Annotated in this window: 13 protein-coding genes; 8 read left to right on the top strand and 5 right to left on the bottom strand. The window is 64.1% G+C overall.

From position 1 onward, the window contains the following. Positions 1-2: 2 nt before the first annotated feature. The 5 genes from ACK41U_RS08735 to rph are packed head-to-tail and all read right to left on the bottom strand — an operon-like array spanning position 3 to position 3,206. Positions 3-356, bottom strand: a complete 354-nt coding sequence (locus ACK41U_RS08735) for a YbaN family protein (protein WP_409678501.1) — start codon at positions 354-356, stop codon at positions 3-5. Position 357: 1 nt separating this feature from the next. Next, on the bottom strand, positions 358-1,524 hold the full coding sequence (gene hemW, locus ACK41U_RS08730) for a radical SAM family heme chaperone HemW (protein WP_409678498.1): 1,167 nt from the start codon (positions 1,522-1,524) through the stop codon (positions 358-360). Then, a complete protein-coding gene (locus tag ACK41U_RS08725) occupies positions 1,521-1,895 on the bottom strand; it encodes a RidA family protein (RefSeq protein ID WP_409678495.1) in 375 nt (124 codons plus the stop codon). Before ACK41U_RS08725 ends, hemW begins: the two co-directional genes overlap by 4 nt. Next, positions 1,888-2,496: an RdgB/HAM1 family non-canonical purine NTP pyrophosphatase gene (gene rdgB, locus ACK41U_RS08720; protein WP_409678492.1), complete on the bottom strand. Its 609-nt coding sequence runs from the start codon at positions 2,494-2,496 to the stop codon at positions 1,888-1,890. The genes ACK41U_RS08725 and rdgB overlap by 8 nt, the downstream gene beginning before the upstream one ends. Continuing rightward, the gene (gene rph / locus ACK41U_RS08715; RefSeq protein WP_409678490.1) at positions 2,493-3,206 is read right to left on the bottom strand and encodes a ribonuclease PH; all 714 of its coding nucleotides are present in this window, start codon (positions 3,204-3,206) and stop codon (positions 2,493-2,495) included. The genes rdgB and rph overlap by 4 nt, the downstream gene beginning before the upstream one ends. 71 nt (positions 3,207-3,277) lie before the next feature. Here rph and hrcA point away from each other — a divergent pair, with 71 nt between their 5' ends. From hrcA to ACK41U_RS08675, 8 genes are all read left to right on the top strand, one after another. Then, positions 3,278-4,333, top strand: coding sequence for a heat-inducible transcriptional repressor HrcA (gene hrcA, locus ACK41U_RS08710; RefSeq protein ID WP_409678488.1), 1,056 nt, complete (start codon positions 3,278-3,280; stop codon positions 4,331-4,333). A 7-nt stretch (positions 4,334-4,340) separates the two neighbouring features. Beyond that, positions 4,341-4,871 (top strand): nucleotide exchange factor GrpE, encoded by a 531-nt coding sequence (locus tag ACK41U_RS08705; RefSeq protein ID WP_409678485.1) that lies wholly within the window; start codon positions 4,341-4,343, stop codon positions 4,869-4,871. Between the two features lie 104 nt (positions 4,872-4,975). Further along, positions 4,976-5,560, top strand: coding sequence for an S-(hydroxymethyl)glutathione synthase (gfa, locus tag ACK41U_RS08700; protein ID WP_409678482.1), 585 nt, complete (start codon positions 4,976-4,978; stop codon positions 5,558-5,560). Positions 5,561-5,666: 106 nt separating this feature from the next. Then, a complete protein-coding gene (locus tag ACK41U_RS08695; RefSeq protein WP_409678479.1) occupies positions 5,667-6,797 on the top strand; it encodes an S-(hydroxymethyl)glutathione dehydrogenase/class III alcohol dehydrogenase in 1,131 nt (376 codons plus the stop codon). An 81-nt stretch (positions 6,798-6,878) separates the two neighbouring features. After that, positions 6,879-7,517: an ATP-dependent Clp protease proteolytic subunit gene (locus ACK41U_RS08690; RefSeq protein ID WP_409678477.1), complete on the top strand. Its 639-nt coding sequence runs from the start codon at positions 6,879-6,881 to the stop codon at positions 7,515-7,517. Next, positions 7,514-8,035 (top strand): N-acetyltransferase family protein, encoded by a 522-nt coding sequence (locus ACK41U_RS08685; protein WP_409678474.1) that lies wholly within the window; start codon positions 7,514-7,516, stop codon positions 8,033-8,035. Before ACK41U_RS08690 ends, ACK41U_RS08685 begins: the two co-directional genes overlap by 4 nt. Further along, a complete protein-coding gene (fghA, locus tag ACK41U_RS08680) occupies positions 8,025-8,858 on the top strand; it encodes an S-formylglutathione hydrolase (RefSeq protein ID WP_409678471.1) in 834 nt (277 codons plus the stop codon). Before ACK41U_RS08685 ends, fghA begins: the two co-directional genes overlap by 11 nt. Before the next feature lie 168 nt (positions 8,859-9,026). Next, entirely contained in the window at positions 9,027-10,829 is a 1,803-nt protein-coding gene (locus ACK41U_RS08675) for a methanol/ethanol family PQQ-dependent dehydrogenase (RefSeq protein WP_409678468.1), read from the top strand. The last annotated feature ends 67 nt before the right edge of the window (positions 10,830-10,896 follow it).

Below are 10,896 nucleotides of genomic sequence, written 5' to 3'. Positions count from 1 at the left end.
ATCTATGCCTTCGGACGTGTCAGAAGGAATATCGCGACCAGGCCGCAGATTGTTCCCTGAGCGACAACGATCCAGACCGGGACATTCATCCAACAAGACAGCAGGACACCGCCAGACATGGCTGTGATCGCCCATATCCTGGCGACAGGCCCGACGACGCCACGCTCCTGCCACGCCCGGACCGGGGGGCCATAAGTCGGGTGATCCAGTATCCTTTGTTGCAGGCCAGGTGACGAACGGGAAAACGCCCAGGCTGCGACCAGCAGAAAGGGAACGGTCGGGACAACCGGCAATGCGATCCCGACGATGCCCAAGGCGACAAAGGTCCACCCGACTGCCAACCACAAGCGCCGCATGTCAGACCGCCAGTTCTCGCAGGATCGCATTGAGCAACGGTCGACCGGCACCAGTTGTGCGCAACCGGCCATCTTCGCGGACGACCATGCCCATCTCGGTCAGGCGCTGGACACGGATTTCGTCCAGCGGACGCCCGGCCAGTCGACCAAAACGTGCCTCGTCAACTCCGTCGGTCAGCCGCATGCCCATCAGCAGGTATTCCGTCGCCTGTTCATCCAAGGGCACCAACGCGCGCAATGACTCGCCCGTTCCGCGCCTCTCGACAGCGTCAAGCCACGCCCCCGGCGTCAGATGAGCCTCGGTCGCGACGCGGCCCCCGTTCAGCGTCAGCCGACCATGAGCGCCTGGCCCGACAGCCGCCCAATCGCCCTGTCGCCAATAGATCAGGTTATGACGGCATTCCGACCCCGGCCGCGCGTGGTTGGAAATCTCATAGCCTGCCAGCCCGACCGCAGAGCATATCTCCTGCGTGTCGGCATACATATCGGCGGACAGATCCTCGTCAGGCAGATCCCGCAACCCGCCCGCCGCCGCCCGGCGACCAAAGGCAGTGCCCGGCTCGACGGTCAGCTGATACAGCGACAGGTGATCCATGGCCATGCCAAGCGCCTCGCGCAACTCGGTCTGCCACGCGTTGCGGCTCTGCCCCTGACGCGCATAGATCAGGTCAAAGCTGACGCGGTCAAAGGCATTCCGGGCAATATCAAAGGCCGCGCGCGCCTCTGCGACGCTATGCATCCGGCCAAGGCGGCGCAGATCATCGTCGCGCAGCGCCTGAATGCCCATCGACAGCCGGTTGATCCCGGCCTCGGCAAAGCCACGAAAGCGCCCGCCCTCGACGCTGGTCGGGTTAGCCTCCAGCGTGATCTCGATCTGGTTGCCAAAGCCCCATGCCGCACGCGCTGCGCGCAGAACCACATCCACCGTCTCGGGCAGCATCAGCGAGGGCGTACCGCCGCCAAAAAAGATGCTGTCCAGATGGCGGCCCGGCAGTTCTTCGGCCAGCCGTGTGATTTCTGACGCAAGCGCGCGTGCCCAACGGGCCTGATCGACCGCGGCAACGACATGGCTGTTGAAATCGCAATACGGACATTTGGCCGCACAAAATGGCCAGTGGACATACAGCCCAAAGCCGCCATGCCGCCAGTCCGCGCCCGGAACGGTCATCCGCGCAGCGCCGTGACTTCGATTTCGACCTTCATTTCGGGGCGGATCAGGCCTGCGACGATCATGGTTGCAGCAGGCCGGATCCTGTCCAATGCCTCTGACAGGGCAGGGGCGATGACATCGACCAGAGCCGGATCGGTGATCGTATACTGGACCCGCACGATGTCATCCGGCGCAAAACCGGCCTCGTCCAGAACCGCGAAAATAGTGGTAAAGCAGTTGCGGGCCTGTTCGGCGGCGTCACTGGGCATGATCATCCGCGCATAGTCATAACCTGTCACGCCCGACACAAAGCACCAGTCGCCCCTGACCACTGCCCGGCTATAGGCCAACTGCGCCTCAAAGGGCGATCCGGTTGAAATCCTACGCAAAAACTGCTCCGATCATCTTTTCCACCGCCAGCGCCCGATGGCTCAGCCGGTTCTTCATCTCGGCAGACATTTCGCCAAGGGTCGTCTGATGCCCGTCCGGCATGAAGATCGGGTCATAGCCATGCCCTTCGGCGCCGCGCGGCGGCCAGACGACCTGTCCGGGCAGCACCCCCTCGAACAGCTCGTCATGCCCGTCCGGCCACATCAGCACCAGCGTGCAGCGGAACTGCGCGTGATAGGGGGCCGGGGCGCCGCTGGCCTGCAGCGCGTCCCAGGTGCGCTGCATCGCCATCGGGAAATCGCGGCCCGATCCGGTTTCGGCCCAATCGGCGGTGTAAACGCCGGGCGCGCCGTCCAGCGCATCGACCGAGATGCCGCTGTCATCGGCCAGAACCGGCAGCCCGGTCGCCTCGACCGCGGCGCGCGCCTTGATCCGGGCATTGCCCGCAAAGCTGGTCTCGGTCTCGGCGGGCTCGGCCAGACCGGCCTCGGCGGCGCCGGTCACCTCGACGCCGTAGGGGGCCAGCAGCGCGCGCATCTCGGCCAGCTTGCCCGCGTTATGCGTGGCCACCAGCAGCCGCCTTTCCGCAAAGACCCTCATGCCAGCGCGGCCTTTTGCGCCGCGACCAGCTCAGCCATGCCTGCCTCGGACAGGTCCAGCAGCTTGCCCATCTCATCGCGCGAGAATGTCGCACCCTCGGCGGACATCTGCACCTCGATCAGGCGACCGGCGCCGGTCAGCACGAAATTGCCATCGGTTCCGGCTTCGCTGTCCTCGGCATAGTCCAGATCCAGCACCGGCTGACCGGCATAAATGCCACAGCTGATGGCGGCAACGTGATCGAGGATCGGGTCGCTGACGATTGCCCCCGCTTTCAGCAGCTTGTTCACCGCCAGCCGCAATGCAACCCAGCCGCCGGTGATCGAGGCGCAGCGGGTGCCGCCATCGGCCTGAATCACGTCGCAGTCGATGGTGATCTGGCGTTCGCCAAGCGCGCTGCGGTCGATGCCCGCGCGCAGGCTGCGCCCGATAAGCCGTTGAATTTCTTGTGTCCGACCGGACTGTTTTCCCTGCGCCGCCTCGCGGCGGTTGCGGGTGTTCGTGGCGCGCGGCAGCATGCCGTATTCCGCCGTGACCCAGCCCAGCCCGGTCCCCTTCAGAAAACGCGGGGTGGACTCTTCGATCGAGGCGGTGCACAGAACATGGGTCTCGCCGCACCGGATCAGGCACGATCCTTCCGCGTGCCGCATGACCCCGGTTTCGATTGAAATCGGACGCATTTGGCTTAGATTCCGGCCTGAGGGGCGCATGAGTCATCCTTTTCGTGAAGATGCCTGCCCCATACCGCCCGAGGGCACCGTCACGCAACCCCATGAGGGCCATGAGCCAGGAAACGCTGCTGGATGAAATGAACGACCGGTCCCGCGAAGTGTTTCGCCGGGTGGTCGAGTCCTATCTGGAAACGGGCGAGCCTGTGGGCTCGCGCACTCTGACCCGCGCGCTGTCGGAACGGCTCAGCGCCGCGACGGTCCGCAACGTGATGCAGGATCTGGAAATTCTGGGTCTGCTGGACAGCCCGCATGTCTCGGCGGGGCGGCTGCCCTCGCAGATGGGGCTGCGGCTGTTTGTAGACGGCATGATGGAGGTGGACAGTCTGGACGCCACCGACCGCGCCGCCATCGACCAGACGCTTGGCAATGACGACCCCGATACCGGCGTGCTGCTGGACCGGGTCAGCACCGCGCTGAGCAGCCTGACGCGCGGCGCCTCGCTGGTGCTGATGCCCAAGCATGAGGCACCGATCCGCCATATCGAGTTTGTCAGCCTGGGCCCTGACCGGGCGCTGGTGGTGCTGGTCTTTGCCGATGGCCATGTCGAGAACCGCATCTTTACCCCGCCCGCGGGCCAGACGCCGTCCTCCATGCGCGAGGCGGGCAATTTCCTCAACGCCATGGCCGAGGGGCGCACGCTGACCGAATTGCGCGCCCAGATCGCGCTGCAGGTCGACAAGCGCCGGGCCGAGCTGGACGTGATGGCGTCCGAACTGGTCGAATCGGGGATCGCGCTGTGGGGGCAGGAAAGCAGCGATCCGCGGCTGATTGTGCGGGGCCGGTCCAACCTTCTGGCCAGTGAGATTGCCGATCTGGACCGGGTGCGGGTGCTGTTCGACGACCTCGAACGCAAGCGCGACATCGTGGAATTTCTGGAGCTGGCGGAAAAAGGCGACGGGGTGCGCATTTTCATCGGCTCCGAGAACAAGCTTTTTTCACTTTCGGGTTCCGCTCTGGTGGTTTCCCCCTATATGAATGCCGACCGGAAAATCGTAGGCGCGGTGGGTGTGATCGGTCCGACACGGCTGAACTATGGCCGCATCGTGCCCATCGTTGACTATACCGCGCAACTGGTCGGGCGGGTGCTGTCCGGCCGGAAAGGATGAAGAGACAATGACCGAGCAGAACGAACAGCCACTGGACGATATGTTGGACGATCCGCTGGCCGATCCCGGCGATGAGATCGCGCGCCTGACGGCGGAACGCGATGAGATGCGCGACAAGTTCATGCGCGCGCTGGCCGATGCCGAAAACTCGCGCAAGCGCGCCGACAAGGACCGCCGCGACGCCGAGCAATATGGCGGCTCGCGTCTGGCCCGCGATCTGCTGCCCGTGCATGACGCGCTGACCCGTGCGCTGGATGCGGCAGGCGACGAACAGCGCGCGGCGGCGGCGGCGCTGATTGAGGGGGTCGAACTGACCCTGCGCGAGCTGGACAATGTCTTTGCCAAGCACGGCATCACCGTGATTCGCCCTGCAACGGGTGACAAGTTCGATCCGACCTTCCACGAGGCGATGTTCGAGGCCCCGGTGCCCGGCACGATCGCGGGTCAGATCATTCAGGTGATGGGCAACGGCTTTCGTCTGCATGACCGGCTGCTGCGTCCGGCCAAGGTGGGCGTGTCCTCGACCCCGGCCAGCTGACCGGCGGCCCTGGCCGCTGTGGTGCTACAACCTTCCTCCGACTTGCCGAATGTCTGCAACGGCGCGACCTTGGCAGCACATCCGGTGTATCGGAGGAGGGGGCTATGACAAGCACGAACGAAGTGACGATCCACCCGGCGGTGGATCACGGGATAAAACCGGGCGCTTCCGGGTTTTCGGGCGGGGTGCTCAGTTGCCGTTGCACCGCGAACCCGGTCCGTGTCCGGATTTCGGCGCAGACGGCCCATAACCACGTCTGCGGCTGCACCAAATGCTGGAAGCCCGACGGTGCGGTGTTCAGCCAGATTGCCGTCGTGTCCCGCGAAGCGGTCGAGGTGCTGGAGGGCGGAGACAAGCTTGAGGTCGTCGATGCCAGTGCCGCGATCCAGCGCCATCGCTGCCGCGACTGCGGCGTGCATATGTATGGCCGCATCGAGAACAAGGACCATCCGTTCTACGGGCTGGATTTCGTGCATACCGAACTGTCGCAGGATCAGGGCTGGGCGGCGCCGGAATTCGCGGCCTTTGTCAGTTCTGTCATCGAATCCGGGGTAGACCCGTCGCGGATGGCCGGCATCCGGTCGCGCCTGCACGAGCTGGGGCTGGAGCCCTATGACGCCTTGTCGCCGCCGCTGATGGATGCGATCGCGACCCATGTTGCGCGCAGGTCCGGGGCATTGCACGCCTGAACCCGCGCCAGACCCGCAATCGCAGGGGGCCGCCCGTCGGCCCCTTTGCGCTGACCAGCAGACTGTCCGACACACCGCCAGACCGACCGAGCCAAAGGAGAAAAAGATGAGAACCCGTGCCGCCGTAGCCCTTGAGGCAGGCAAGCCGCTGGAAGTGATGGAGGTCAATCTCGACGGCCCCAAAGAAGGCGAGGTGATGATCGAGATCAAGGCGACCGGCATCTGCCACACTGACGAATTCACCCGCTCGGGCGACGATCCCGAAGGCATTTTCCCCGCCATCTTGGGCCATGAAGGCGCAGGCGTGGTGGTCGAGGTCGGCCCCGGCGTCACCTCGCTGAAGGTCGGCGACCACGTGATCCCGCTCTATACGCCCGAATGCCGCGAATGTGCCTCGTGCCTGTCGGGCAAGACGAACCTCTGCACCAGGATCCGGGCGACGCAGGGCAAGGGCCTGATGCCCGATGGCACGACGCGCTTCTCGATGCTGGATGGCACGCCGATCTATCACTACATGGGCTGCTCGACCTTCGCCAATCACACGGTTCTGCCCGAAATCGCCGTGGCGAAGGTGCGCAAGGACGCGCCCTTCGACAAGATCTGCTATATCGGTTGCGGCGTGACCACGGGCATCGGCGCGGTCATCAACACCGCCAAGGTCGAGATCGGCGCCAAGGCGGTGGTCTTTGGTCTGGGCGGGATCGGTCTGAACGTCATTCAGGGCCTGCGGCTTGCGGGCGCCGACATGATCATCGGCGTCGATCTGAACAACGACAAGAAAGAGATGGCCGAGCGCTTCGGGATGACGCATTTCGTCAACCCCAAGGAAATCGACGGCGGCATCGTCCAGCACATCGTCGAGATGACCAAGACCCCCTTCGACCAGATCGGCGGCGCGGATTACAGCTTTGACGCCACCGGCAGCACCAAGGTCATGCGCGACGCGCTGGAATGCACCCACCGTGGCTGGGGCGTGTCGGTCATCATCGGCGTGGCGGCGGCAGGGGCCGAGATCAGCACCCGCCCGTTCCAGCTGGTGACGGGCCGGATCTGGAAGGGCACGGCCTTTGGCGGCGCCCGCGGGCGCACCGATGTGCCCCGGATCGTGGACTGGTACATGGACGGCAAGATCGAAATCGACCCGATGATCACCCACACCATGCCGCTGGATGACATCAACAAGGGCTTCGATCTGATGCATCATGGTGAATCGATCCGGTCGGTCGTCCTTTACTGATCCTTAAGGGCTGCTTAGGTATCTGTACGGCGGGGCCGCATGGTCCCGCCGTCGCCATGAGAACGAACAAGGAGCAGGCAGATGCGCCATCAGTGGCTGGATGACGACGACGATCACGAGGAAGACGACGACCACCGCCACAAGGGCGACAAGGACACCGGCCTCGGACTGCCCGAGGGCGACAAGATCGCCAAGCTCTATTTCAAATCGCGGACCGTGATCGTCGCGGGCGCCATCAACGACAAGCTGGCGCAGCGCACCGTGGCGCATCTGCTGGCTTTGGCCGAGGAAAGCGAAGATCCGATCAACATGCTGATCAGCTCTCCGGGCGGCCATGTCGAATCGGGCGATATGATCCATGACGTGATCAAGTTCATCCGTCCGACCGTGCGCACCGTCGGCTCGGGCTGGGTGGCCTCGGCGGGCGCGCTGATCTTTGTCGCGGCGAAAAGGGAAAACCGCTACTGCCTGCCCAACACGCGGTTCCTGATCCACCAGCCCTCGGGCGGGATCGGCGGCACCTCGTCGGACATGATGATCCAGGCCGAGCAGGTGCGCCTGATGCGCGACCGCCTGAATCAGGTCTTTGCCGAAGCCACCGGCCAGTCGGTCGAGCGGATCGAAAAGGACACGCAGCGGGACTTCTGGCTGAACACGCAAGAGGCGCTGGATTACGGCCTTCTGGGTCAGGTGATCCGCACCGTGGACGACCTGAAATGACGGCACGCGGGGAGGTGAGCATCCGCCCCGCGACCGCCACCGACCATGATGCGATCTGGGCCATCCTGAAGCCGGTCTATCGCGCCGGCGAAACCTATTGCATGCCGCGCGACGTGACGCGGGACGAGGCGCTGGCAGACTGGTTCGCCGCGCCCTTCACCGCCTTTGTCGCGCAATCGGGTGGGCAGGTGCTGGGCACCAGCCATATCGGCGCGAACCGGGCAGGCGGCGGCGCGCATGTGGCGAATGCCTCCTTTGCCACGGCAGAGGCGGCACGGGGGCGGGGCGTGGCACGGGCGCTGGCAGGCCACGCCAAGGTCTGGGCCGCAGCGCAGGGCTTTCGGGCGATGCAGTTCAACTTTGTCGTGTCCACCAACGAAGATGCCGTCCATTTGTGGCAGAAATCCGGATTTGCCATTGTGGGCCGCCTTCCGGGCGCGTTTCTTCACCCCCATCATGGGCCGGTCGATGCGCTGGTCATGTTCCAGACGCTGAAGGGAGAGACTGATGAGCCTTGAGACCCTATCCGAGAACCGCAGCTTTGGCGGCACGCAGGGCGTGTATCGCCACCGCTCGCAGGCCACGGGCACCGACATGACCTTTGCCGTCTACCTGCCGCAGGACGCGCTGCTGGGGCGCGTGCCGGTGCTGTGGTATCTGTCGGGCCTGACCTGCACGCATGAAAACGCGATGACCAAGGCCGCCGCCCAGCAATGGTGCGACGAGGCGGGCATCGCCATGATCTTTCCCGACACCTCGCCGCGCGGCGAGGGTGTCGCCAATGACGAGGCCTATGATCTGGGGCAGGGCGCGGGCTTTTATGTCAACGCCACGCAGGACCCGTGGAAGCCGCATTTCCGCATGTGGGATTATATCGTCGACGAACTGCCCGCGCTGGTCGCCGAGAATTTCGCCATCGACCCCGCCGCCATGGGCATCACCGGCCATTCGATGGGCGGGCACGGCGCGCTGACCATCGCCATGACCCATCCCGACCGCTACAAATCCGTCTCGGCCTTTGCGCCGATCGCCAACCCGACGGAATCGGACTGGGGCCGCAAGCAGTTCACCGCCTATCTGGGCGAGGACAGCGCAGCATGGCGCCCCCATGACGCGACCCTGCTGATGACCGAAAAGGGCTATCCCGGCGAGGTGCTGATTGATCAGGGCAGCGCCGATCAGTTCCTTGATCTGCTGCGTCCCGAATCGTTGGCCCATGCCATGATGGCCCGCCGTCAGCCGGGACAGTTCCGGATGCAGGAAGGCTATGACCACAGCTATTGGTTCGTGCAGACTTTTATGGCCGATCACGTCTTCTGGCATGCCGAGCGGTTGCTTTAACCCGATTGCCAATTATTCCCGGCGGTTTTGCCATTTTCCCGTAAGACTTTAGGGGCAGGTGGCAGGACCGTCGATTGACGCAGCAGGGTGCTGCCCCAACACTCAGATATGGACCGTTGCGGGAGGAGGAAACCGCGACAGGTAATCCAGGAGCGGAGGAGCACTTCAATGAAACATCTGATGAACAGCGCGGCGATCGCGCTGCTTCTGTCGGGCGTGTCGGCTTATGCCAACGAAAGCGTCCTGACAGAATCCGGCAATTCCGGGCAATGGGCCATCCAGACCGGCGACTATGCCAACACCCGCTATTCGGAACTGGACCAGATCAACCGCGACAATGTCGGCGATCTGCGCGTCGCCTGGAGTTTCTCGACCGGCGTGCTGCGCGGCCACGAGGGTGGCCCGCTGGTGATCGGCAACATGATGTATGTCCACACGCCGTTCCCCAACAACATCTTCGCGCTGGACCTGTCGGACAGCGGCCGCATCGTCTGGCGCCATACCCCGCAGCAAGACCCCGAAGTGATCGCCGTGATGTGCTGCGACACCGTCTATCGCGGCGTGGCCTATGCCGACGGCATGATCATCAGCCATCAGGCCGACACCACGCTGATCGCGCTGGACGCGATGACCGGCGAGGAAAAATGGTCGGTGCAGACCGGCGATCCGGCGATTGGCGAGACGAACACCGCGACCGTGATGCCGGTGGGCGACAAGGTTCTGGTCGGCGTGTCCGGTGGTGAATACGGCGTACGCGGCCGGATCACCGCCTACAACCTGTCGGACGGCTCACAGGCGTGGATCGCCTATTCGACCGGCCCCGACGAAGAAATGCTGGTGAATCCCGAAACCACCATGCATCTGGGCCAGCCGGTCGGCGCCGACAGCTCGCTCAACAGCTGGGAAGGCGATCAGTGGAAGATCGGCGGCGGCACGACCTGGGGCTGGTTCAGCTATGACCCGGATCTGAACCTGGTCTATTACGGCACCGGCAACCCCTCGACCTGGAACCCGTCGCAACGTCCGGGCGACAACCGCTGGTCGATGACCATCATGGCCCGCGATGCCGATACGGGCGAGGCCAAGTGGTTCTATCAGAAGACCCCCCATGACGAATGGGACTATGACGGCGTGAACGAGAACATCCTCGTTGACAAGGAAATCGACGGTGAGATGCGCAAGCTGCTGGTCAACTTTGACCGCAACGGCTTTGCCTATACGCTGGACCGCGAAACCGGCGAACTGCTGGTCGCCGAAAAGTTCGACCCGGCAGTCAACTGGGCCACGCATGTCGAAATGGACCCCGCGTCCGATCAGTATGGCCGCCCGCAGGTCGTCGCTGATTACTCGACCTCGGAGAATGGCGAGGACGTGAATACCGAGGGCGTCTGCCCGGCCGCCCTTGGCACCAAGGACCAGCAGCCGGCGGCCTACTCGCCGAAAACCGGACTGTTCTATGTGCCGACGAACCACGTCTGCATGGATTACGAACCCTTCCGGGTCAGCTATACCGCCGGTCAGCCCTATGTCGGCGCAACCCTGTCGATGTATCCGGCACCCGACAGCCATGGCGGCATGGGCAACTTCATCGCCTGGGACGCCATCGAGGGTGAGATCAAGTGGTCGCTGCCCGAGAAATTCTCGGTCTGGTCGGGTGCCCTTGCGACCGCAGGTGACGTGGTCTTCTACGGCACGCTGGAAGGCTTCCTGAAGGCGGTCGATGCCGATACGGGCGAAGAGCTTTACAGCTTCAAGACCCCGTCGGGCATCATCGGCAACACCATGACCTACGAGCATGACGGCAAACAGTATATCGCCGTTCTGTCCGGGGTCGGTGGCTGGGCCGGGATCGGTCTGGCGGCGGGTCTGACCAACCCGAACGATGGTCTGGGCGCCGTGGGCGGCTATGCGGCTCTCAGCGACTATACCGAACTGGGCGGTCAGCTGACCGTGTTCGAGCTGCCGGGCTGATCGCGGTAACCCCGCATCATACTTAGGTTCCGCACGCGCGAACTTGATCTGTGAAAGAGCCGCCCCA

The organism is Paracoccus sp. (in: a-proteobacteria), assembly GCF_046289755.1.
Lineage (GTDB): Bacteria > Pseudomonadota > Alphaproteobacteria > Rhodobacterales > Rhodobacteraceae > Paracoccus.
Note: the sequence above shows the minus strand (reverse complement) of the source record. Positions and strands in the feature narration are given on the sequence as shown.

Bases quoted from the DNA above. Each gene is read 5' to 3' on its own strand.
- ACK41U_RS08735 (WP_409678501.1), bottom strand. From the start codon at position 356: ATGCGGCGCTTGTGGTTGGCAGTCGGGTGGACCTTTGTCGCCTTGGGC.
- hemW (WP_409678498.1), bottom strand. From the start codon at position 1,524: ATGACCGTTCCGGGCGCGGACTGGCGGCATGGCGGCTTTGGGCTGTAT.
- rdgB (WP_409678492.1), bottom strand. From the start codon at position 2,496: ATGAGGGTCTTTGCGGAAAGGCGGCTGCTGGTGGCCACGCATAACGCG.
- rph (WP_409678490.1), bottom strand. From the start codon at position 3,206: ATGCGCCCCTCAGGCCGGAATCTAAGCCAAATGCGTCCGATTTCAATC.
- hrcA (WP_409678488.1), top strand. From the start codon at position 3,278: ATGAGCCAGGAAACGCTGCTGGATGAAATGAACGACCGGTCCCGCGAA.
- ACK41U_RS08705 (WP_409678485.1), top strand. From the start codon at position 4,341: ATGACCGAGCAGAACGAACAGCCACTGGACGATATGTTGGACGATCCG.
- gfa (WP_409678482.1), top strand. From the start codon at position 4,976: ATGACAAGCACGAACGAAGTGACGATCCACCCGGCGGTGGATCACGGG.
- ACK41U_RS08695 (WP_409678479.1), top strand. From the start codon at position 5,667: ATGAGAACCCGTGCCGCCGTAGCCCTTGAGGCAGGCAAGCCGCTGGAA.
- ACK41U_RS08690 (WP_409678477.1), top strand. From the start codon at position 6,879: ATGCGCCATCAGTGGCTGGATGACGACGACGATCACGAGGAAGACGAC.
- ACK41U_RS08685 (WP_409678474.1), top strand. From the start codon at position 7,514: ATGACGGCACGCGGGGAGGTGAGCATCCGCCCCGCGACCGCCACCGAC.
- fghA (WP_409678471.1), top strand. From the start codon at position 8,025: ATGAGCCTTGAGACCCTATCCGAGAACCGCAGCTTTGGCGGCACGCAG.
- ACK41U_RS08675 (WP_409678468.1), top strand. From the start codon at position 9,027: ATGAAACATCTGATGAACAGCGCGGCGATCGCGCTGCTTCTGTCGGGC.